General features: G+C 34.8%; 20 protein-coding genes and 1 tRNA gene. 9 read left to right on the top strand and 12 right to left on the bottom strand.

The features are described from left to right. Positions 1–9 precede the first annotated feature (9 nt). From zntB to hutW, 6 genes are all read right to left on the bottom strand, one after another. On the bottom strand, positions 10–1,011 hold the full coding sequence (gene zntB, locus J3U56_RS05260) for a zinc transporter ZntB (protein WP_267344349.1): 1,002 nt from the start codon (positions 1,009–1,011) through the stop codon (positions 10–12). An 82-nt stretch (positions 1,012–1,093) separates the two neighbouring features. Next, positions 1,094–1,870: a heme ABC transporter ATP-binding protein gene (locus tag J3U56_RS05255; protein ID WP_267332585.1), complete on the bottom strand. Its 777-nt coding sequence runs from the start codon at positions 1,868–1,870 to the stop codon at positions 1,094–1,096. Between the two features lie 16 nt (positions 1,871–1,886). Further along, positions 1,887–2,876 (bottom strand): FecCD family ABC transporter permease, encoded by a 990-nt coding sequence (locus tag J3U56_RS05250; RefSeq protein WP_416379528.1) that lies wholly within the window; start codon positions 2,874–2,876, stop codon positions 1,887–1,889. Between the two features lie 46 nt (positions 2,877–2,922). Beyond that, entirely contained in the window at positions 2,923–3,561 is a 639-nt protein-coding gene (locus J3U56_RS05245) for an NAD(P)H-binding protein (RefSeq protein WP_267332583.1), read from the bottom strand. An 8-nt stretch (positions 3,562–3,569) separates the two neighbouring features. Then, the gene (hutX, locus tag J3U56_RS05240) at positions 3,570–4,070 is read right to left on the bottom strand and encodes a heme utilization cystosolic carrier protein HutX (RefSeq protein ID WP_267344353.1); all 501 of its coding nucleotides are present in this window, start codon (positions 4,068–4,070) and stop codon (positions 3,570–3,572) included. Positions 4,071–4,098: 28 nt separating this feature from the next. Next, positions 4,099–5,499 (bottom strand): heme anaerobic degradation radical SAM methyltransferase ChuW/HutW, encoded by a 1,401-nt coding sequence (gene hutW, locus J3U56_RS05235; protein ID WP_267332581.1) that lies wholly within the window; start codon positions 5,497–5,499, stop codon positions 4,099–4,101. A 226-nt stretch (positions 5,500–5,725) separates the two neighbouring features. Here hutW and J3U56_RS05230 point away from each other — a divergent pair, with 226 nt between their 5' ends. The 5 genes from J3U56_RS05230 to J3U56_RS05210 all read left to right on the top strand — a co-directional run bounded on the left by J3U56_RS05230 (position 5,726) and on the right by J3U56_RS05210 (position 12,983). Next, on the top strand, positions 5,726–6,577 hold the full coding sequence (locus J3U56_RS05230) for a heme/hemin ABC transporter substrate-binding protein (protein ID WP_267366940.1): 852 nt from the start codon (positions 5,726–5,728) through the stop codon (positions 6,575–6,577). A gap of 104 nt (positions 6,578–6,681) precedes the next feature. Further along, positions 6,682–8,985 (top strand): TonB-dependent receptor domain-containing protein, encoded by a 2,304-nt coding sequence (locus J3U56_RS05225; protein WP_267366939.1) that lies wholly within the window; start codon positions 6,682–6,684, stop codon positions 8,983–8,985. A gap of 687 nt (positions 8,986–9,672) precedes the next feature. Continuing rightward, positions 9,673–10,923, top strand: a complete 1,251-nt coding sequence (locus J3U56_RS05220) for a nucleoside permease (protein WP_267332578.1) — start codon at positions 9,673–9,675, stop codon at positions 10,921–10,923. A gap of 70 nt (positions 10,924–10,993) precedes the next feature. After that, on the top strand, positions 10,994–12,028 hold the full coding sequence (locus J3U56_RS05215) for an ADP-ribosylglycohydrolase family protein (RefSeq protein ID WP_267332577.1): 1,035 nt from the start codon (positions 10,994–10,996) through the stop codon (positions 12,026–12,028). Then, positions 12,006–12,983 (top strand): PfkB family carbohydrate kinase, encoded by a 978-nt coding sequence (locus J3U56_RS05210; protein WP_267366937.1) that lies wholly within the window; start codon positions 12,006–12,008, stop codon positions 12,981–12,983. The genes J3U56_RS05215 and J3U56_RS05210 overlap by 23 nt, the downstream gene beginning before the upstream one ends. Positions 12,984–13,151: 168 nt before the next feature. On the opposite strand, the gene J3U56_RS05205 is transcribed toward J3U56_RS05210, so the two are convergent. From J3U56_RS05205 to dusA, 4 genes are all read right to left on the bottom strand, one after another. Beyond that, positions 13,152–13,889 (bottom strand): GntR family transcriptional regulator, encoded by a 738-nt coding sequence (locus tag J3U56_RS05205; protein WP_267332575.1) that lies wholly within the window; start codon positions 13,887–13,889, stop codon positions 13,152–13,154. Positions 13,890–14,462: 573 nt separating this feature from the next. After that, positions 14,463–14,539 (bottom strand) — tRNA-Arg (locus tag J3U56_RS05200). Between the two features lie 449 nt (positions 14,540–14,988). Continuing rightward, positions 14,989–17,007 (bottom strand): DNA helicase Rep, encoded by a 2,019-nt coding sequence (gene rep / locus J3U56_RS05195; RefSeq protein WP_267348194.1) that lies wholly within the window; start codon positions 17,005–17,007, stop codon positions 14,989–14,991. A 102-nt stretch (positions 17,008–17,109) separates the two neighbouring features. Next, positions 17,110–18,090, bottom strand: coding sequence for a tRNA dihydrouridine(20/20a) synthase DusA (gene dusA / locus J3U56_RS05190; RefSeq protein WP_416380288.1), 981 nt, complete (start codon positions 18,088–18,090; stop codon positions 17,110–17,112). 62 nt (positions 18,091–18,152) lie between these two features. Between dusA and J3U56_RS05185 the strand changes: the two genes are divergently transcribed. Beyond that, a complete protein-coding gene (locus tag J3U56_RS05185) occupies positions 18,153–18,524 on the top strand; it encodes a DUF5362 family protein (protein ID WP_267332572.1) in 372 nt (123 codons plus the stop codon). Positions 18,525–18,605: 81 nt separating this feature from the next. On the opposite strand, the gene bamE is transcribed toward J3U56_RS05185, so the two are convergent. Then, positions 18,606–19,049: an outer membrane protein assembly factor BamE gene (gene bamE / locus J3U56_RS05180; protein WP_267332571.1), complete on the bottom strand. Its 444-nt coding sequence runs from the start codon at positions 19,047–19,049 to the stop codon at positions 18,606–18,608. 210 nt (positions 19,050–19,259) lie between these two features. Between bamE and J3U56_RS05175 the strand changes: the two genes are divergently transcribed. Then, positions 19,260–19,871 (top strand): FKBP-type peptidyl-prolyl cis-trans isomerase, encoded by a 612-nt coding sequence (locus tag J3U56_RS05175; RefSeq protein WP_267332570.1) that lies wholly within the window; start codon positions 19,260–19,262, stop codon positions 19,869–19,871. A gap of 50 nt (positions 19,872–19,921) precedes the next feature. On the opposite strand, the gene J3U56_RS05170 is transcribed toward J3U56_RS05175, so the two are convergent. Next, positions 19,922–21,118 (bottom strand): MFS transporter, encoded by a 1,197-nt coding sequence (locus J3U56_RS05170; protein ID WP_267366935.1) that lies wholly within the window; start codon positions 21,116–21,118, stop codon positions 19,922–19,924. Positions 21,119–21,247: 129 nt separating this feature from the next. Here J3U56_RS05170 and dapB point away from each other — a divergent pair, with 129 nt between their 5' ends. Both dapB and tadA read left to right on the top strand, forming a co-directional pair. Continuing rightward, the gene (gene dapB, locus J3U56_RS05165; RefSeq protein ID WP_267332568.1) at positions 21,248–22,069 is read left to right on the top strand and encodes a 4-hydroxy-tetrahydrodipicolinate reductase; all 822 of its coding nucleotides are present in this window, start codon (positions 21,248–21,250) and stop codon (positions 22,067–22,069) included. Positions 22,070–22,079: 10 nt separating this feature from the next. Next, positions 22,080–22,580, top strand: a complete 501-nt coding sequence (gene tadA / locus J3U56_RS05160) for a tRNA adenosine(34) deaminase TadA (RefSeq protein ID WP_267348202.1) — start codon at positions 22,080–22,082, stop codon at positions 22,578–22,580. Positions 22,581–22,730: the final 150 nt, after the last annotated feature.

Raw genomic sequence — 22,730 nt, 5'->3', positions numbered from 1 at the left:
TTCACTGTTTTACCACCATTTTTTGCATTTAAGCCATATTACCGATCCAATACAAATCACAATAATTATTAACACTAATCCTAGAAAGGACCAACTCTTTTCACTCATTGGAATACCCGCTAAATTTACGCCTAATAAGCTTGTTAAGAATGTAATTGGCGTAAAAATAATGGTAAATAGAGACATTAAATAAATTCGTTTATTGGTCGATTCAGCCAAAAAGCTATTAATTTGTTCCATAATTGATGCCAATCTTAATAAACAACTGTCAATATCAGATACATAATGGCTTTGCTGATTAGAAATATCATGTAAACGTTGACGGTCATTGTCATCAATCCAAGATATTCTTTCTGTTGAAATTTTTACAAAAATATCCCGCTGTGGTGATAATAAACGACGTAAAACAATCAGTTGTTTACGTACTCTTCCTATCTCTTTATGGGAAAAAATATGCTGATTTAACACCAAATCTTCAAGTTTAATAATTTTGTTGTGTACACTATCAAAAGACAAATTAACTTGATCACTAATCAGTTCAGAAACTTGAATCAGCCAATCAGCAACATCGACAGGCCCTATCCCTTTTTCTAAATTATCTTTTAATTGAAAAATAGCATCAATTTGCTGATGTCTAGAGGAGATGATTAAATTATCAATAATATAAAAGCGAAATGTTACAATTGGGTCAGGCAATTCATTTGGTGTGAAATTAACCCCTTTTAGCACAACTAAAATCCCTGAATCAAAACGAATTTCCTTTGAAATCTGATTAGGTTTGATTAATTCGCTTTTGACTAAATCAGGAATTATCGTAGTTGAGTGTATCCAATTGATTGTTTCAGGCTTAGCAAAATCTAAATGAATCCAACAGGGTTTTTCAACCGATGCTTCACTATTTTCATCTAAGCTTACAGCTTTGCCTTTGCCATCTAATTGACAACTAAAAATAGGCTCAGATGCCAATAAGTGAGCAACAGGAATTGATTTTGGGTTGTTAAATTGATCCATAAGCTACACCTGTAAATTAATTTTAGATAATTATATACCTAAACCAATATAAAATGCAGTGATGAATAATAGTTATTTCTATTCAGGGTGTTAAATAAATTTGTGGCACAACCTGATTTATTGGATGCGGATATATTCCTAATTCAACGCCATACCAATGTTTAATGTTATTGACAGTTATCACCTCTGCTGGTGTACCTTGTTCAACTATCTTTCCTTGATTAAGTAATAAAATCTTATCCGCATATAAAGCAGCTAAATTAAGATCATGTAATATACAACACACAGCTAAATTTTGTTGCTTGGCTAATTTTTTTAATAACCTTAAAGTGTGCTGTTGATGATATAAATCGAGCGCTGAAGTCGGTTCATCTAAAAACAGTAATTTTTCTCTTGGCGTAGGTTGCCACAGCTGGGCTAACACTCTTGCTAATTGAACACGTTGCTGTTCACCGCCGGATAAACTACGATAATCGCGATCGGCTAATTTTAAACAATCAGTTTGCTCCATGGTCTCAAATATAGCTTGCTCAACATAGTCTTTTCCGTAAGGCGCACGTCCCATAGCAACGACTTCTTTAACACTGAAAGGAAAGGTAAGTTGACTATGCTGTAGCATCACCGTTCTAACTTTCGCTAACTGTTTTGCCGACCATTGGTTTAATGGTTTATTAAGTAAAAAACACGCGCCAGATGATGGCTGCTGATACCCCGTTAACAGCCTTAACAAAGTCGATTTACCCGCACCATTGGGGCCAATAATAATGACAATTTCACCAGCATTAATGGTCAAAGAAACCTCATTAATAATAGTTTTACTGCCATAAGCAAATGTTAAATTATTTGCAATTAACATCATGATCTAATTCCATCTGTTACTTCTGCCTTAAAATCAGCCAAAGAAAATAGGGACCACCAATGAGGCTGGTGAACAGTCCAACAGGTATTTCAGCTGGGGCAATCAAGGTTCGAGCTAGTGTATCGGCCAATAATAACAGGCAAGCGCCACCAAGTGCAGAACCCGGCAGTAACCATTGATGATTGGCCCCCATCCGTAAACGAATCATATGTGGAACAACTAAACCAACAAAAGCGATAATACCACTCACGGCAACAGCTGTGCCTATCAATAATGCACAAAGTAATAATAAATATTGCTTTATACGAAGGACATTAATACCTAGATAGTGCGCATCTTCATCACCAAGCTGCAAGATATTAAGTTGATAAGAAAGTTTAAAAATACAAATTAATGCAGGAACAATTAGAGACATAGCAACGAGTACCAAATCCCAAGAGCCTTTACCTAAATGTCCCATTGACCACAAAGATAATTGTCTTAATTGAGATTCATCACTAACATAGCTTAAACAGCCCATTACAGCCGCAATAATTGCATTAATTGCTACACCTAATAAAACCATTTTAGCTAAATTACATTGTTCGTTCAGGCTATAAAGATAAATCAGCAAGCAAATAAAAAAACTGCCGATAAAAGCGGCAACCATCTTACCGTAAAGCATCATAATAGGTGGAAAAATGGTTGGAAATAAAATCGATAATCCGACCATTAAACTTGCGCCACTACTAATTCCAAGTAGACCTGAATCCGCTAATGGATTTCTGAATAACCCCTGCATCACCGCACCCGAACTGGCTAATGCCATTCCCACAATAACAGCTAAAATTATGCGAGGTAAACGAATATTGAGCCAAATATTTAATATCGGATCGTCAAATGACATTGTTGCAAGTTGGGTAATGGGAAATTTAAGTGCGCCAATGTTTGCCGCAAAAATAATCAACACACAAAGGATAACCAATAATGCCCATAATATTATTCGTTGACTAACATTACGCACCAACTTACCTCACTGATAATATCAACTTGATCGTATATATTTATATGCATTAATTATGAACGGCCAGATGAGGATCAACCACACTATATGCACAATTATCAAATTGCTTATTTTCTATTTTGGTTAAAATCGTATTAGCTAGCTCTGCTCGATGGATAAAGCCATGAACTTCCTGATTAAAATAACATTGAGCGCTATAAGTAATTTCGCCATTACGTAGTCCGCCTGGTCGTAAAATCAAATACGACAACGAACTTGTTTGCAACCACACTTCAGCTAATGACTTTTCTCGAACGGCGTGACCAAAGGCTTGTTTTGCCCTAGCAGATAACGTGTTCCACGAATCACCACAGCCTAAAGAAGTGACCAAAACCATGTTGGTAATACCTGCTTGCTCTGCACAATCAATAATCTTTCGCTGTGCTGTATAGTTACCTGTTTCACCACCTAAAGTTGAAACAATAACAGAGTCAGCACCAGCATGTTCAAACATAGCGTTTAACAAAGTAGTATTCGTTGCATCGCCGACATAAGTTTCAATACCTTGTTGCGAAAGCTGTTTGGCAAAATCTGCATGCCTAACTAATACAATACAACGCCAGTCAGGATGACGTTGTCTTACCAACTGTGCTAGTTGGTAACCCGTACCTTGATTTGGGCTTACCCCAAAAATAAATAATGTTTTCATAATATGTTTTAATTGAATTTTTGCATCAAAGCTCTAAATTTTTCTAGTTGATCGGCTTTAAGTTGATGATTTTCATCACGACCAACAAATATTTTAAACATCGACTGTCCCAAATGATTTAAAAAAATCATCGATGCTGTCGACATCTTCATAAATTTTCGTTCAATAAACGCAATATATTGACAATGTTCAGCTTTAATATGACCACTTAAACCTTTTTGATGGCGTAAATTAAAATATTTTTGACTATGTGTGCCAGGCGGTAGCTCACCTGAAATTTCAGCAATAATATCACCTGTATGAATCAAAAACATTACATCACCCCAAGTTGTTACTTCATCCCAAATAGCATCGAAATGATCACCATCAACAATTTTAGCTTCTGGCATAGCTTGAATGACTTGCGTTAAAGTAACTTGATAGTCTTGTGCAATTTTTTCTAGCAAATCTTCTGGATTAGTTTGCATATAAGTTGCTAAGTGAGTTAAATGTGTTTGTTTATCTACCATAGAAGTATCCTTATTGATGTGATGTTATTTAGACATGTTGTTTATGATTAACCGATTTTGACATACCCTGCATTGCTTTCATAGACTGTCTAGCCGTTGCCATTTTTTGTTGCAATTCAATATGTTCTGGATTATTCAATTGTAATAATAATTGTTGTAAAGCTTGAAGAATATTACTTGACCAATAACGTCCCGATAAAGTTAATTGCAAACAATGTGCTTGATTTTTTAATAGACCAACTTGGTACCATTGTTCAATTAAGGGATCGAATAATTCGGCATGATCGGTTAAACCATTTAAATCAATTCTACCCTTTTCAATACCTGCTTGTAATTTATATAACCAATCGCCAATTAAAGGTTTACCTGTTAACATCATTAATGGTTTTTTACCTTGATCGAGCTGCGCATAATAACTTGCTAAATCACGATTAAGCATAAAAGAGTGCCCACCTAATCGTCCACCCGCACACGAGCCGTAAGCAAAAAAATGAGAACCTTGCTTTATCAGAAAATTATATAAATTACGTTCTCGACTGGTTTTAGACCAATGCGCATTAGTTAAATGATGCCAACCTTGTTTTTCAAGATACTTTGCGCCTTGTTGATATAAATCGCATTTATCAGTAACTGAAGGTAGCTCAATACGTTTATTTTCAACGCCCTTAGCTAAAGGAGTGGTTGGCAGTAAATTAAGGGCATAAAGATCAACCCCATCAATAGGTAGATTATCGACTATTTCTAAATCTTGTTGCCAAGTTTGATAAGTTTGGTTAGGTAATCCAAACATTAAATCACAAACTAACGCGACACTATCTCGAGCTGCTATACGCTCAAAGCCATCAATAATTTGTTGTTTAGAAGATTGACGACCTAATTTTTGCCTAATATCCGTATCGAAAGTTTGCACACCAATCGAAAAACGATTGGCTCCAGCTTCAATATAGCTATCAATGCGATCATCATCAAAATCAGAAATGCGCCCTTCTACAGTAATTTCACAATCGGGAGCTAAGGGAGCAAATTGCTTAAAATAGCGAATGACTCTAGCCAATTGACCTGCAGCCAAGGCTGATGGTGTACCACCACCAAAATAGATTGCATGAATCGGGGCCGATTGCATGGCATTATTGGTAATTTCTAACGATATCTCGTGTAAAAGATAGTCAACATAGGTTTCGGTATTATGCTTACGTAGTGGATTTTGATAAAAACCACAGAATTGACAATGAATATCACAAAAAGGCACATGCACATAAATTAACCTTTTTTTACCTTTCAATTCAGATAATTGAATATTTTCCCATTGCTTTTCAATTAAGTCTTGGTCCAGCGGTAAACTTGCTTGTAAAGGCATTACTGCCCAACGATTTTTAAAAGGTAAAACGGAATTCGCAGCAAAAAAAGCACTCACATCTAACGATTTCATAACGGCTATGTGTAAATAAAATTTGCCAAGATTAAATAATAATTATTATCATTTATCAATATTTTTTATTAATTTATTTTATAATTAATTGATATTTATTTAATTTTTTTGCTAAAAAAATGTAGTAATTAATAAGATTTATAAAATAATTTATATGACAATATTGATAATAGTTATCATTTTCACTATATTACTACCCTCAATACCGAGACACAGGGAGTGTTAAATGTTAAAAAAAATTATGACAAAAGTAACTGCGTTACTATTCATCTTTGTTTTCAATTGTTTGATTAATTATAGCTTTGCTAATGAAAGAATCGTTATTGCAGGGGCAAGCTTAACTGAAATTGTTTATGCCCTAGGCGCTGGTGAGCAAGTTGTTGGTATTGATAAAACGAGTACCTATCCTGAATCAGTAAAAAATCTACCTCAAATTGGTTATTGGAAATTATTAAATATTGAAGGAATTTTATCTTTACACCCCTCTCTTTTTATCGCATTTAAAGATATAGAACCTGATAATATCTTTGCTCAAGTTGCCAATGCTAAGGTAAGTGTATTGGCGTTAAACCGAATCCCTGGTACTGTTGATTTACTATATGAAAATATTGATAAAATCGCTGATAAATTAAATAAAAAAACCGAAGGACAGCAATTAATCAATAAAATTAAAACCAATCTTTCACAAATCCAAAAAGACATTTCCAATCATCATAAAAAAACAAAAGTGCTTTTCTTAATGAGCATGGCTGGGACCAATTCAGTTGCGGGTAAAAATACAACAGCGGATGCGTTAATCACGATTGCTGGCGGTGAAAATTTAGCCACACATACAAGTTATAAAAGTTATACCCCTGAATCGCTAATTGTGATGAATCCGCAGGTTATTGTATTTAATACCCACTCTATTGAACAGTTAGGTGGTTTAGACAAAATCAATACTATCCCAGGTATTACAGAAACAGATGCTTACAAAAATCACCGTATAACTGTTGTTGATGATCAATATCTTTTTGGGATAGGACCAAGAGTTGATGAGATTACAAAAATTTTATACCAAAGCTTCTATCCAAAATGAAGTTCATCCTGATTTTTATATAAATTTTAATAATGTTTGACAACAAATTAGAAGCAATTGAAGTGAATCATTTTATTTAATTTACTAAGTCTAAAAGGATTACAATGTTCAATTTTACAAATTTAAAAAAAACCAGCACGTTAGCTTTGGGTCTGACTTTTGCAGTCCCGAGTATTGCCGCTGAAAAACATGATGACGATAAAATTAATGACACGATGACTGTCACCGCGCATGAAGCATTCAAAAAACCGGGCACAAATACTGAAATTTCTGAACAAGATATTAGACGTGATGGCGGAACAAATTTTGGAACAATCATGCGTTATCAACCCCTGATTTCGGCTTCAGGCACTATTTCGGGTTCAGGAAGTGGAAAAAGTAGTTGGGATAGAGGTGGATTTACCGGTTATAACATCCGCGGTTTGGATGCAAACCGCGTATCGATTGATATTGATGGAATGCCTTTACCCATTGCACAAGGGCGCGTAAATTCAGTCGGTCGGGCTGGATTTGGTTCTTATGGTATCGGGCGTGATTATATTGATACTTATATGTACAATAAAGTTGATATTCAATCAGGTGCAACCTCGGTTGGTAATCCTAATAATGCTTTAGGGGGTTCTGTTTCATTCCAAACAAAAACAGCGAGTTACTACTTATACCCAGGTAAAACAAGTTATTTTGGTTTCCAAAATAACTACGATTCAGCAGATCATAGTTATCATCAAGGGCTAACCATGGCAGGTGGTGATGATTATCTTAATGGTATATTAGTTTTGAGTCGTCGTGATGGTCAGCAAACAAGAAATCATGGGGATTCTATTAGCAGTTATCCTGAAAATTGGCACTCTAATTCCATTTTAGCCGGTTTTGGCTGGCAAATGACCGATGAACATTTATTAAATACAACCATCGACTTTAATAGTAAAACAAAAAATTCACATTACGATACATGGGATAGAACAGGTAGCAAGATTGAATCTTTGGATCACCAAAGAAGTAAAAATAATCGCTTCAATTTATCTATCAAAGATCAGTGGCGCCCAACCGACCTTAGCTGGATCGATATATTAACGACCCAATTAAGTTATCAACGTACTAATGTTTATGATGATACTGATTTACGTCATAAAACTAAAGGAAACTTTAATACCCAAACCAACTATAACACTAAGACTTATAACTTTATTACAACATTATTAAAAAATTACGAAAATCAAAAAATTAGTGCGGGTTTAAATGCTAAATGGGGTAAAGACGAATCACCGTTTTATACTTCTGCTAAATCTGAAAATAGTAAAATCTTTCCTGATGGTGACTATACCAAACCTCAAGCCGATAGCCGTTCTTATCAATTAGGTGGATTTGTTGAAGACCGTATTAGCTTTAACTATAACGAAACAAATAACTACTATTTGGTTCCGGGCATTAGAGCGATATATCAAAACACTAAACCGCGTAATTTGGATAATATGTCTGTAACGGGTATCAACTCATCTAATTTGAGCAAACAGTACAGTGATAATAGCGATTTCCAAATTTTACCATCACTTGCATTGATGTACGATATTAATCCTGATTTTACTGCCTACTTACAATATAAACGTAGTGCGCAAATGCCGAATCAAAATCAATTATACGGTTCTTATTTAGCTCATAGTAAGATGTATGTTTTAGTTGGTGACTCTAACCTAAAAACCGAAACAAGTAATAACTTTGAATTAGGTTTAAAAGGACATCCGGTTTCAGGAATAACGTTATCATCAGCCGTATTCTATAATCGCTATAAAAACTTCATTGCCTATACTCGATATAAAAAAGATTTTGTCGGCACGGGTAATCGTATCGTTTATCAATCTGAAAACCGCGATAAAGCTTATATTTATGGTGCCGAACTAAGCAGTGAATTTAATTTTGGCACATGGTCTAATGCGGTAAATGGTTTAAGTGCTAGATTCGCAATCGGCTATAACCAAGGTAAATCAAAATCCAATTACTTAGGCGATAAAAATGTCGAAATGGACTCTGTTGCGCCATTAAAAAGCGTTATAGGTCTAGCTTGGGATGATCCAAATAAATTTTATGGGGTTGCCATTACAACAACGCTGCAAAAAGGGAAAAAAGCGGAATCGACTAATCGCGAATCGTATGGAAATGATGGTAAACCGATCACTGACTCAAAAGATGAGTATTTTAGAGTACCAGGACATGGAATTATCGATCTTACCGGTTATGTCAACATTAGCAAGAATGTTAAATTAAGCGGGGGTATTTACAATCTTACCAATCAAAAATATTGGGATTATTTGAGTAATAATAAGCTATATAGCACCTCTGATCATAAATATCTTGATATGTTTACAGCACCAGGGCGAACCTTCCAATTAGGTTTAGACATTGATTTTTAATCCCAACAATAGTTAGTATCAAAGTCAGGTTAAACCTGACTTTGATTACTTTTACAGTAATAAATTTAAAATTATGCACAATGCGAATGTATAAAAACTGAAAATTATATGATTTACAAATATCGATAAAAATAGTTAATGGCACAAAATAGTCTACCTATCGATTCAAACAATTATGTAGATTTTTCATTCTATGTGCTAAAAAATAGACCACACAACAGATTTTACACATAGAAGATAGACTTTTTATTATTATGAAGGCTAAGTAACAGCAAAATAAAAAGCGAATTAACTTACAGACGTTTGAGAGAAGAGTCATTATAAAACTATTTAATTGCAGCTAAAATGATTGGTTATAAAGGTTATATAAACATTTAATCCTTGCTAAAAGTTAGCTAAAAATACGTATAAATTGCTCAATCAAGTAAGCATTACTCATATTCCATCTTATAGTATCGATAACAAGAAAGTTTATTTTAAAAAATAAAAAACGATATAAGTGATTAATATTCAAATAAAATTATCTCTATCCTTTTATATTGTTAATAACGAATTTAAATTTATTTTGCTAAAAAAATAAACAATTCTTACTAACTTCGAATTCCTGTGTTAATATTGTCGCGATGCAATACCTTTATATAACCTATAGATAATTGTAACATACAAGTGGAGTTCATTTATATGAATATGAATATGAATAATATAAAGCTTTCTTCTATGATGTTTCTTGAGTGGTTTATTTGGGGCGCGTGGTTTGTGCCTTTGTGGCAGTTTTTGAGTTATCATGGTTTTTCTGCTGCGCAAATTAGTCTGTGTTATGCAACGACTGCAATGGCAGCAGTGATTTCTCCAATCATTATTGGTTCGATTACAGATCGTTATTTTGCAGCACAAAAAGTGTTAGCTGTGTTATGCCTACTCGGTGCACTTTTAATGTACCTTGCAGCACAACAAACAACTTTCAACCTATTTTTCCCTATATTATTTTTATATGCTTTAACTTATATGCCAACTGTGGCTTTAACCAATACCATTGCTTTATCAAATGTCAGTGATGCAGAACGTTACTTTCCACGTATTCGAGTATTAGGCACAATTGGCTGGATAGCATCTGGCGTTGTATGTGGTTTTTTACCAACCCTGCTAGGCTTTGGTGATATTTCGAAAAGTAATATTCCGCTCATCATCACGGCTATAAGCTCTGCCGTATTAGGACTATTTGCATTTATGTTACCTAATACACCACCAAAAAGTACTGGCAAAATCAGCTTAAGAGTAATTTTAGGCTTAGATGCTATTATTTTATTAAAAGATAGAGAATTTAGAACATTTACACTATGTTCATTTTTGTTCTGTATTCCACTTGCTTTTTATTATACTTTTTCAAATGGTTACCTTACTGAAATAGGCATGACAAATGCAACTGGATGGCTATCCCTTGGCCAAGTTTCTGAAATTCTATTTATGCTTTGTCTTCCTCTCTTTATCAAACGATATGGTATAAAAAATGTATTGATGCTCGGGTTAATAACCGCAGGCATACGTTATGGCTTGTTTGTCTATGGCGGTGTGGATAATCTGTTTATTTATAGTTTGTTATTTATTGGTATTTTACTCCATGGCGTTAGTTATGATTTTTATTTCGTTACCGGCTATGTCTATGTTGATAAAAAGGCTCCATCACACGTTCGAGCCTCTGCTCAGGGATTATTTTCACTTTTCTGCTTAGGTTTAGGAAATTTAGTTGGTTATAACTTAGGTGGAACAATGATGGAATACTTTTTCAAATATGAAACACCTGAAAATGGTTTAACTTACAACTGGGCTGGCATGTGGGGCTTTGGTGCAATAATGATTGTGGTCATTGCAGTAATATTTCTTCTATTTTTCAGAGAAAAACGTGAAATTGAACCAATTAGAGTTGATCAATTGCAATAACATTGATCTCGTATTTATGCTGGTAATAAATCACTTTACGAGTAATTCATAGAATAAGATAGAGGATATCATGTCAATTTCTAAGGAAAATAAAATATTAGGTACGTTCTATGGACAAGCCATTGGCGATGCAATGGGAATGCCATCTGAACTGTGGCCTAGAACAAAAGTACAGTCCTATTTTGGATGGATAGATACTTTTTTACCAGGTCCGAAAGAAAATAATGCAGCCTGTTATTTCAATCAAGCTGAATTTACTGATGATACTTCAATGGCACTCGCGCTTGCAGATGCCATTATTGAGTGTAATGGCCAAATTGAGCCAAACACTATTGCCAATAATATAATGAAGTGGGCACAAAATTTCGATGCATTTAACAAAAATGTCTTAGGACCAACTTCAAAAATTGCACTTAATCAAATTTCGCAAGGCAAATCAATTGATTCATTAGAAAATAATGGAACAACAAATGGGGCAGCAATGCGTGTATCGCCACTAGGTTGTTTGTTGCCGGCAGATAATTTAGATGATTTCATCGAACAAATTACGCTTGCTTCAAGCCCAACACATAAGTCAGATATAGCCATTGCTGGCGCAGTCACTATCGCATGGGCTATATCTAAAGCAATAGATCATTGTAGTTGGCAACAAATTAAATTAGGTTTAGCAACGATTGCTGATATTGCTCAAACACGAAAAATAACCACGTTTAGCCCTTCAATATCAAAACGAATTGAGCTGGCACTTAATCTGGCTGAAAAGCCAGGGGGCGTTCAGTCTAAGCTGTCCGATATTTATAATATTGTCGGTGCTGGCACCAGTACACTTGAAGCCGTTCCCGCTGCATTAGCAATAGTTGAAATTGCAAAAACCGATCCTAATCAATCAGCCATACTTTGTGCAAATCTTGGTGGTGATACAGATACTATTGGTGCAATGGCGACCGCAATTTGTGGTGCACTAAATGGAGTTGAAAGTATCAATCCATTATGGATAAAACAACTTAATGAAGCTAATCACTTAGATTTTACACACTATAGCAAAGAGTTTTATCGTTTAAGACAGATAAAGGAGTCAGCTAATGGTCAACCAACAGCTCATTAGGCAAATTGAGTGTTTAACAACTAAACGGCAAATTTGTCTTATTGGCGCTGCCGTTATTGACTTAGTGATGCAAACTCCTTTTATTCCCAGTTCAGGTGGTGAAGTTTTGTTATCACAGCAAGAAAAACATATAGGAGGATGTGCCTTTAATATTGCATTAATGCTAAAACAATTAGGTATGCAATCATACAATGCGCTACCTATTGGAACGGGTATTTGGGCAACACAAATTAGCCAATTAATGCAACATCATCAGATTGTATCAGAGTTTACTCATCTTGAAGAGGATAATGGCTGGTGTTTGGCGCTGGTTGACCCCACAGGTGAAAGAACTTTTTTTACTATTGAAGGTATTGAAAGTACTTGGAATAAACAATTACTTGCTAATCTTCATATAGAAAAAAACGCAATAATTTATTTATGTGGTTACCAATTATCGAGTAAAACAGGATCTGAAATTCTCGATTGGGTAGAATCTCTTTCTCAACCTTTTGACCTTTTTATTGATTTTGGTCCAAGAATATCAACGTTAAATTCCGAAATTTTTGAACGGTTATTCGCTTTAAAACCCATTATATCGGTCAATCGACAAGAGGCTGAATTTCTTGGTCTTGACAGTAAATCTAGCAATTTTAAAGATGCTGTACAAAACTTTGCCCATAATTGGTTTACCAAGCATCATACACCAATCATTATTCGATTAGATTACGAAGGTGCCTACGTTTATCAAAAAGAAGAACAAAAGTGGGTGGATATATTTCCAGTCACAGTAATCGATACAATTGGTGCAGGAGATAATCATGCAGGAGGAGTGCTTGCTGCTTTATCAGCTGGTTGGTCTTTATCCGATGCAGTTACATTAGGCAATGCAGTTGCATCTTACACTGTTGGTCAAAAAGGTGCGGACTGTTCACCAACCAGGCAACAACTTATTAAACATATAAAACAAGAATAAGTGAACCGTTTTTAAACAAATTTTTTATTCATTCGTTACTAGACATAACAATCGCAAAAAGACAATCGGGGGACTTATTCCCCCTTTTTAATGCGCCAATTTGACTATAATCTAATTTTTTACTCGATAATAAGATAAACACAGTTAAATCTAATCAATCCAATATGCTTACTCTTCTGTTGTAAAGACATATAAATCACTTCGGCAGTGACAAATGCTATATTCAATAGGAATGTAATTTTCATCAAAAACCTGCTGTTTGATAATCAATACAGGTTCAGACTTTTCCACTGACATCACTTGCATAAACTCTTCATTCGGTGCACTAGCACATACCCAGTTTTTAACATGCATCGGAATAATGTTATGTGTCTGGAAAAAGGTATATAAAGATGTTTGTACATCATCAATATTATCAATAAGTGCTTTAGGAACATAGGATTGTTCAATCGATACAGGATAGTCATCAATATAACGAATACGTTTTAGAATAAAAACATCTTCATTTAAGTCAACGCCAAGATACCTTGCTATTTCTGGACTGACGTTACTTAATTGTTTATTAACCCAAATTGTGTTTGGTTTCTGACCTAATATTTGAATTTGTTCGGAAAAACCTTTTAGACTTTTGAGTGAATATTCGAATGAACCATTCACATAGGTACCATAGCCTCGTGCACGAATAATAAATCCGTCATTTTCTAATATTTCTAGAGCCTTACGTATAGTAATTCTCGAAATATTGAGTTGTTGAGTAAACTCCCTTTCACTCGGTAAAAAATCACCTTTCTTCAATGTTCCTGAAGTAATTAGCTTAACAATTATTTCAACAATTTGTTGATATAAAGGTAATTTAATACTTTTATCTAATAGTCGATTTAAGTTAGAGATTAAATTATTGCTCATTATTTCCTCATTACTAATGATACGCTTTTATTAAGACTATTTGGTTTTCTTTACGATCACGTATAATTATTAACTAAACATAAAATATGTTTAAAAATCAAGGGATCAATAGCTATCTATGAAATAAATAAAACCTAGCTTTACCATTATTTGGATGATAATGATTAACTTAAGATGCTTTATTAAGTTATTTTCAAGTAAATTATTTATAGTTAATAATGATATAGCAAAATTTTAATGCACTAGAGTGAACAAAAAATAAAGAATTTATAAATAGCTAAATGCTTTTGTTAGTTTACTCAAAACAATTAAAACACGTTGTAAATCGATACCATTTATGAAATCAACAATATTAAAAATTTGAGGCGTATATCATTAAGTTGTTCCATCAAATTTAAAAATATTTTTTTACTTTGCGAAATCAAGATTTACTTAATGCACTAGAATGGTAAAAATACAAAACTATTTACCTAGATTCTAATTAGATGCAATAACGCTTTATTCAAAGTATAGATCACAGAAAACCAACTTTTAAACTAGTACGAGACAACTATTTATTATCAAGAATTCTTATGGCGTCCCCTACAGGATTCGAACCTGTGACCTACGGCTTAGAAGGCCGTTGCTCTATCCAGCTGAGCTAAGGAGACAATGATATGTTTTGTAGAAAAGACGCTGAACATTATATAAAGCTATTTTGATCCGTCAATGATTTTTAATGCTTTATCTAGTTAGGTTGACAAAATATCATCAATTCTTCCATTTCTTGAACGTTATCAGTCATAATTCATGGTTTATAATAAAATCATATTATAAAATATAATTTAAAAATATCTATTGTAAAAACAAGCTAACTTATTCTTATTTTATTGGACATAAATGACCCAATAACCCGTAATAACTTTCTCAAAGATTATAATAATAATTTATTCGTTTTACTAACTGGTTTTATTAAAAAATGTAAATTAGCCTACAGTGGGTAGCGCCCCAGACAAAGTTAGCATGTAGGACTACCATAGTTAACCCCAAAAAGCATTAAACGAGTTTATTTACAAACCATTAAATGAATTAGCTTTTATATTTTGGATAATATTCAGGGTTATTGTTTGGCGTTAGCAATTTGAGCTTTGAGCATAGCTAATCTACTTTGTCCTTGTTGCATTTTTTTTTCGGGAGATAATTCAGTTGATTGATCTTGCCATGCTAAATCATCTTGAGGTAACTCTAATAAAAATCGACTTGGTTCAACATACATTGTTTCCCCAAATTGTTTGCGTTGGCGACTAAATGAAAACGTTAATTCTCGTTGAGCACGCGTAATTCCAACATAAGCTAAACGGCGCTCTTCTTCAATATTGTCTTCATCAATACTGGTTTGATGCGGTAATAGTCCTTCAGACATACCAACAAGGTAGACATAGGGAAATTCTAACCCTTTAGATGCATGTAACGTCATCAACTGAACTTGATCTAACTCTTCTTCCGATTCATTACGTTCTAACATATCTCGCAAAGTAAACCTAGCTACAGCTTGCTCAAGCGTCATTCCTTCATCAAGATCATCACCTTGCAGCATATCATTTAACCAGCTCACTAACTGCTCTACATTACGCATTCGCATTTGCCCTGCGGTTGGTGAAGCTGATGTTTCATAGATCCAGCTTTCATAATGAATACCATGTATGAGTTCATGAATAGCATTCATAGGTTCACTATGTGATTGCTGAATTAGTGTGTCAAACCATTGAATAAATAATTGTAAAGACTCCATTCGTTTACCGGATAACACTTCTGTTAGCCCCATATCATGACTTGCTTGAAATAAACTAACACCGCGATGATTTGCCCATTCCCCAAGTTTTTGTATCGTCGCTGGACCAATTTCTCTTTTTGGTGTATTGATAATGCGAATAAAAGCATTATCGTCATCCGGATTAGTAAGTAAACGTAAATAAGCCATTAGGTCTTTAATTTCAATACGAGAAAAAAACGAAGTACCACCTGATATACGATAAGGTATTCGATACTGCATTAGCATCTTTTCAATTAAACGCGCTTGATGATTACCTCGATATAAAATGGCATATTGACCATATTGGCTATTATTAGCAAAGCGATGAGCAATCAAATCATTAACCACTTTTTCAGATTCGTGCTCTTCACTATCGGCCGAAATCACTCTTAATACTTCACCGTAACCATGTTCCGAAAACAGTTTTTTTTCAAAAATATGGGGATTATTTTCAATTAAAATATTAGCCACTTTTAATATACGTCCTGAAGAGCGATAATTTTGCTCTAACTTAATCACGGCTAATTGAGGAAAATCTTGCTTGAGTAACACTAAATTTTGTGGACGAGCACCTCGCCAAGAATATATCGATTGGTCATCATCCCCAACAACCGTAAATTTAGCTCGGTTACCCACTAATAATTTGATAAATTCATACTGACTAGTATTAGTATCTTGATACTCATCAACCAGTAAATAGCGTACACGATTTTGCCATTTTTCCCGCACTTCTTGATTGTTTTTTAATAATAAAGTAGGAAGCAAAATAAGATCATCAAAATCCAAAATACTACATGCTTTTAATTGTTTTTCATAAAGTTGATAACAATGGGCAAATAACTTTTCTTTGTTAGTTTGAGCTCTTGCCATAGCGACAGTTGCATCAATAATATCATTTTTCCAATTCGAAATGGTTGATCGCAATTGGTTAATTAAATCTTTATCACCTTCTAGCCATTGCTGAGTCAGTTCTTTTAGTAAGGCAATTTGATCATGATCATCAAATAATGAAAAATTAGCTTTAATACCGAGATGGTGATACTCTCGACGCACAATATCAAGACCTAAAGTATGAAAGGTCGAAATTTTTAACCCCCGCGTCTCTTTTTTAGTCAAAGACAAAGCAATCCGCTCTTTCATTTCTCGCGCAGCTTTGTTGGTAAACGTTACCGCAACAATATGACGAGGTAAATACTCTTTAACGCGTATTAAATACGCGATTTTATTAATAATAACACGAGTTTTGCCAGAACCAGCCCCAGCTAAAACTAAGCAAGGTCCGGATACATATTCAACCGCTTGTTGTTGACTTGAATTTAAACGCACTGATTTTGACCATTAGAAAAATTGGCATTTAGTATATACTGTTTTTATAACTCGATACAAATACCGATAATTAAGCTTTTTTTAATGTTTTTTATTCAAAAATTAATGAATAAAGGCCAACGCCTGTTCAACGACTTCAATCCCCGCACCTTTTTTATGAGCATTTTCACTGAGATAACGACGCCACTGTTTAGCACCTTTACGACCATTAAAAATACCTAGGGTGTGACGCATGATATGATTTAATTGTGCGCCTTGGGTCAATTGCTGTTCGATATAAGGGTATAAAGCTTTTATAGCTGATATAGCTTCAATACTGGGTTTATCGATACCAAAAATTTGGGCATCAATTTTAGTCAGTAACAAAGGATTTTGGTAAGCTTCCCGGCCAACCATCACTCCATCAACAAATTGTAAATGATGTTTGATCTCATCAATTGTTTTTACGCCACCATTTAGCGCAATAGTTAGTTGTGGATAGTCGCACTTTAATTGATAAACACGAGCATAATCTAATGGAGGGACTTCACGATTTTCTTTTGGACTAAGCCCCGATAACCATGCTTTGCGAGCATGAACAATAAAGGTATTAGTAAAAGGTAAAAGTGTATCAATGAATTGGCGTAAAAAATCATAACTATCTAAATGATCAATACCAATTCTTGTTTTGACCGTAACGGGAATATCAACCTGATCTTGCATCGCCGATACACATCTTGCCACTAAATCAGCCTTGCCCATCAAGCAAGCGCCAAACATACCATTTTGCACACGGTCAGAAGGACAACCAACATTAAGATTAATTTCGTTATAGCCTCGTTGCTCAGCTAATTTAGCACACTTTGCAAGTGCAACAGGATCACTGCCACCTAATTGAAGGCATAAAGGATGTTCAGCTAAATTAAAATCTAAATAATCACCCTTACCAAATAAAATCGCGCCCGTTGTTACCATTTCGGTATACAACAATGTTTGCTTAGTTAATATGCGATGAAAATAACGGCAGTGCTTATCGGTCCAATCAAGCATTGGTGCTACCGAAAAGCGGTTTAGACAAAAATTAGCCAAAAAAAACCTCGACATGAATATAAAAGTTGATATTCTATCTACCACTTTTAAATAGTGCAATAATATAAGGAATGAACATGGATATAAATGAAACAAATAAAATTTCATTTCAATTAACAGAAGTATTAAAAAAACACATGAATTTTATTGCAGGAATACAACAAGTTTTTGGCGTAATTATGATCATTACTGGCGCGTTAACCTGTTTAGGTATTATCACTGCTATAATAGGTATTCCAGAAATTATCGCTGGCGTTAAACTGTTTAAATCAGGCAGCGCAATTAAATTAACAACCTATGGAAAAAAAGAGCAAGATATGGTGGCTTCGCTTGAAAATTTATATGGTTTTTGGAAGTACTCACTGATAACCTTTATTATTTCTATCGTATTTACAGTGATATATTTGGTAATGATAGTCAGTTATCTTAGTTCAAATATGTATTACTAGTGACTTGCCATACTTTATTAAAAATAAACATTGAAATTTTTAGGATAAATACTCACCTCGCTATTTAGCGAGGGGAAGTATTTATTGAGAGTCAGATTCTGATTTCGCTTCTGCACTACTTTGCTCATCATCTGATTTAATATCAATAGGATCGGATATCTGTTGTTGATTCATTTCTTCTAACGATTTAGAACCTTCTAACTCTGTCGCTTTAATATCCGTGACAATACCCATTTCGTTAAAGTAAACAGTGTAATTTCTTTGGCTTACTTGACCATGCTGTGGTTGTTGTCGAAATACATAATACCAAACATTATCACCAAAAATAGAGGTTAACATTGGTGATCCCATGATAAATACAACCTGATCTTTAGTTTGACCTGTTTTTAATAGTTCAATTGCCTCTGGTGTTACATAATTACCTTGATTGATATCTGGTCGGTAAACCCAACGATCAACGACCGAACAACCAGTTAATAACACACTAGTTACAATGACAAGCGAGGTAAATTTACGAAACTGCATCTACACTTAATCCATTTTAGAAATTTAATAATGACTATTATCGCTGATATTTTGGCTAAGTGCTAGCCAAATTAACAAATTCTTTGTTATTAAGTGATGAAATGGTCATTATTTACGACTAAAACAAATTACTTCTTGACTTTTATGCGCGTATCTACAAACTTATAAACTTCTTTATAAACCTTATCTACTCATCATTAAAGGTCAAAAATGAAATTAGAAACTATCGAACAAAAAGCCAGCTATGCAATTGGCTTACAAATTGGACAACAATTAAAAGAGTCAGGATTAAAAAATTTAGAACTTAATGCGTTAAAATTGGCGATGGAAGATGTGCTATCTGGTAATCAACCCGCATTACCATTGCAAGAACTACATGATGCGCTTCGTCAAATTCATGAACAAGCCACTCAAGAAAAGGCTAAACAAGCAGAAAAGATTGCACAAGCAGGTAAAGAATTTCTGGCACAAAATCTAAAAAAAGAAGGTATAAAGTCGACTGAATCAGGTTTACAGTATCAAATTATTACCGAAGGTAATGGCGCTTTACCTAAAGCAACCGATCGCGTACAAGTACATTACACAGGACAATTAATTGATGGAACTGTGTTTGATAGTTCAGTTGAACGTGGACAACCTGCTGAATTCCCAGTTAATGGCGTGATTCCTGGCTGGGTTGAAGCATTACAATTAATGCCAGAAGGCTCAAAATGGCGATTATACATTCCACAAGAGTTAGCTTATGGCGCACATGGTGCAGGTGCATCAATTCCACCGTATAGTGCACTTATTTTTGATGTCGAGTTATTAAAAGTATTATAAAAAACATGGACGCTTGCTCGCGTCCATTTTTACTTATCAATCTGTCCGATCTATTTTAAGTTTTTAGGTAGAAAATAGGAACTTAATGCAGCCATAAGTAATAAGATGCTCGCTGCACCAAAAGCGACTAGATGGGTATGTAAATTATCATATGCCCAACCACCCAACCATGAACCTATCATGGCACCGATTTGATGACCTAAGTAAGTTAATCCTGAAAGTAATCCAACAATTTTTACACCATAAATATCGGCAGTTATTGCGCCCGATGTAGATAATGCGCCCGCCCAAACTAATCCACCAACAGCCGCGATAGTAAAAAGCTGCCATTTGGTCGATGCTAATACCAACGCAATAAAACCGATTGCGCGAACCAAATAAACAAGCATCAAAATGTTTTTACGTTGCACAATATCAGATATATAACCCAGCACTAAAGTACTAAAAATGGCAACTAAACCTATCAAGCCAATTCCTGTAGAACTGGTTACCGAATCAAACCCATGATCAACCAACATTGGGACGCCATGCGTACCTAATAAATTCATACTAAATCCACAAGTAAAAAGCCCAAAACTAAGTTGCCAAAAAGGACGTGTTTTTAAGACATCAATAAGTTTGATATCAACCGGTTGAGTTTGCACTGCCGCTTGTTCTCTCTGGTCGATAGCGGCGTGATTATCTTTCATAATAAACAGTGCAATGGGCATAGCTAGAATCGTAAAAAATACTGAAAACGCCACTAATGTATTTTGCCAACCATATAACAGAATAAAAAAGGCAAATACAGGTAGCATCACGGCAATGCCCGCCATACTGCCTGTTGATACAATAAATAGTGCAAACCCTCTTCGCTTATGAAACCATTTCGCCACAATAGGCGTAAAACTGACCGCACCAACAAATGAAGTACCAAATGACAAAGCAATACCAAACGAAAAAAGAAAGTTCCAATAATCACGAGACATTGCTGACCATATTGTTGATAGAATAATCATCACCGTACCAAGTAACAACACAAAGCGCGTACCATATTTCCCCACTAAGTAGCCGGCTATCGGCATGGCAATACCCGAAAACAACATACCAATAGCAATAATGCCTGAAAGGATACTACGACTAAAACCCAGATCATTTGCGATAGGTAGAAAAAACACCCCCATACTCATTCTCAGTCCACTTGATAGCAGCGTTAAAAGTGCAGCTGCAATAACTATGTTCCAGCCAAAATACCATGGACATCTCATCATTGCCTCCTATCACGTTTTCTTAAAAACAACTTTAAAAAGTATATAATTTTGAATTATGTATAACTTTTTTATTTTCCGCTATAATATTTATTTATCTAAATCTAAAAAAAAGTTAAGGATAGTTATATGTCAACAAATATGATTCGTATTGCAATCGCAGGCGCTGGTGGCAAGATGGGACGACAGCTCATCCAAGCTGTTTCGCAAATTGACGGGGTTACCTTAGGTGCGGCTTTTGAGCGAAAGGGCTCTTCATTGGTTGGTAGTGATGCGGGAGAGCTTGCAGGAATCGGGGTTTGTAACATAAAAGTCACCGACAATTTAGAACAAGCGAAAGACAAATTTGATGTATTAATTGATTTTACGCGTCCTGAAGGTACTTTATCCCACTTAGCTTTTTGTGTAGCACACAGTAAAATGATGATAATTGGTACCACTGGATTTGATGAAGCGGGTAAACAAGCCATTGCCGATGCAGCAAAAAAAATTGCTATTGTATTTGCCGCTAATTTTAGTGTTGGTGTTAACCTTGTTTTAAAACTACTGGAAAAAGCCACTAAAATTATGGGCGATTATACCGATATCGAAATCATTGAAGCACATCATCGTCACAAAGTTGATGCACCATCTGGTACAGCACTTGCCATGGGTGAAGCAATTGCTGATGCACTAGGTTGTCATTTGAAAGATCGCGCTGTTTATTGTCGTGAAGGTCATACTGGTGAACGGCCTAAAGGTGCTATTGGCTTTGCTACTATTCGCGCAGGTGATATCGTTGGCGAACACACAGCTATTTTTGCCGACATTGGTGAACGTGTTGAAATAAGCCACAAAGCTTCTAGCCGTATGACTTTTGCTAACGGAGCGGTGCGTGCTGCATTATGGCTTGCTAAACAGCCTGTCGGTTTATATGACATGCGAGATGTATTAAATTTGAATGATTTGTAATTGTATTGCTATGTCTGATGAATATTGGATGCAACATGCATTAATGCTTGCCAAACGCGCCGAATCTATTGGAGAAATCCCCGTCGGCGCAGTAATCATTGATGAAAATAATCAAATAATTGGCGAAGGCTTTAATCATTCCATTATTAAAAATAATCCGACTGCGCATGCTGAAATTATGGCAATAGAGCAAGCAGGACTTTTATTAAATAACTATCGTTTGATTAATACCACCCTTTATGTCACCTTGGAACCCTGTATTATGTGTGCAGGCGCCATCATTCATAGTCGTATAAAACGTGTCGTATATGGAGCAAATGATTTAAAAACGGGTGCGGCGGGATCGTTTATTGATATCCTCAATTATCAAGGTCTTAATCACTACGCCGAAGTCACAGGCGGAGTTTTAATGGATGAATGTAGTGCAATATTGAGCAATTTTTTTAAAAAACGACGCTTACAGAAAAAATTATTAAAGCAATCACGTCTAAATAATGCTGAACAAGGATAGATGTTGTTGTTAGTTGAATAAATAGATTTTGCTAAACTTAAAAAAGTGCAAAAAATAAAAAAATATTAATCGATTTGCATCAAAATGGAATCAAATTTTGCCGATTTGAGTTTTATTGATACTAAGCAAATTAACGTTATTGCGTACTAT

It is taken from the genome of Gilliamella sp. B2824 (assembly GCF_026536245.1).
Classification (GTDB): domain Bacteria; phylum Pseudomonadota; class Gammaproteobacteria; order Enterobacterales; family Orbaceae; genus Gilliamella.
This window is presented reverse-complemented; position numbering and strand designations above follow the sequence as displayed.

Excerpts from the sequence above, each read along its gene's own strand:
- zntB (WP_267344349.1), bottom strand. The coding sequence starts at position 1,011 with ATGGATCAATTTAACAACCCAAAATCAATTCCTGTTGCTCACTTATTG.
- J3U56_RS05255 (WP_267332585.1), bottom strand. The coding sequence starts at position 1,870 with ATGATGTTAATTGCAAATAATTTAACATTTGCTTATGGCAGTAAAACT.
- J3U56_RS05245 (WP_267332583.1), bottom strand. The coding sequence starts at position 3,561 with ATGAAAACATTATTTATTTTTGGGGTAAGCCCAAATCAAGGTACGGGT.
- hutX (WP_267344353.1), bottom strand. The coding sequence starts at position 4,070 with ATGGTAGATAAACAAACACATTTAACTCACTTAGCAACTTATATGCAA.
- hutW (WP_267332581.1), bottom strand. The coding sequence starts at position 5,499 with ATGAAATCGTTAGATGTGAGTGCTTTTTTTGCTGCGAATTCCGTTTTA.
- J3U56_RS05230 (WP_267366940.1), top strand. The coding sequence starts at position 5,726 with ATGTTAAAAAAAATTATGACAAAAGTAACTGCGTTACTATTCATCTTT.
- J3U56_RS05225 (WP_267366939.1), top strand. The coding sequence starts at position 6,682 with ATGTTCAATTTTACAAATTTAAAAAAAACCAGCACGTTAGCTTTGGGT.
- J3U56_RS05220 (WP_267332578.1), top strand. The coding sequence starts at position 9,673 with ATGAATATGAATAATATAAAGCTTTCTTCTATGATGTTTCTTGAGTGG.
- J3U56_RS05215 (WP_267332577.1), top strand. The coding sequence starts at position 10,994 with ATGTCAATTTCTAAGGAAAATAAAATATTAGGTACGTTCTATGGACAA.
- J3U56_RS05210 (WP_267366937.1), top strand. The coding sequence starts at position 12,006 with ATGGTCAACCAACAGCTCATTAGGCAAATTGAGTGTTTAACAACTAAA.
- J3U56_RS05205 (WP_267332575.1), bottom strand. The coding sequence starts at position 13,889 with ATGAGCAATAATTTAATCTCTAACTTAAATCGACTATTAGATAAAAGT.
- dusA (WP_416380288.1), bottom strand. The coding sequence starts at position 18,090 with ATGTCGAGGTTTTTTTTGGCTAATTTTTGTCTAAACCGCTTTTCGGTA.
- J3U56_RS05185 (WP_267332572.1), top strand. The coding sequence starts at position 18,153 with ATGGATATAAATGAAACAAATAAAATTTCATTTCAATTAACAGAAGTA.
- bamE (WP_267332571.1), bottom strand. The coding sequence starts at position 19,049 with ATGCAGTTTCGTAAATTTACCTCGCTTGTCATTGTAACTAGTGTGTTA.
- J3U56_RS05175 (WP_267332570.1), top strand. The coding sequence starts at position 19,260 with ATGAAATTAGAAACTATCGAACAAAAAGCCAGCTATGCAATTGGCTTA.
- J3U56_RS05170 (WP_267366935.1), bottom strand. The coding sequence starts at position 21,118 with ATGAGATGTCCATGGTATTTTGGCTGGAACATAGTTATTGCAGCTGCA.
- dapB (WP_267332568.1), top strand. The coding sequence starts at position 21,248 with ATGTCAACAAATATGATTCGTATTGCAATCGCAGGCGCTGGTGGCAAG.
- tadA (WP_267348202.1), top strand. The coding sequence starts at position 22,080 with ATGTCTGATGAATATTGGATGCAACATGCATTAATGCTTGCCAAACGC.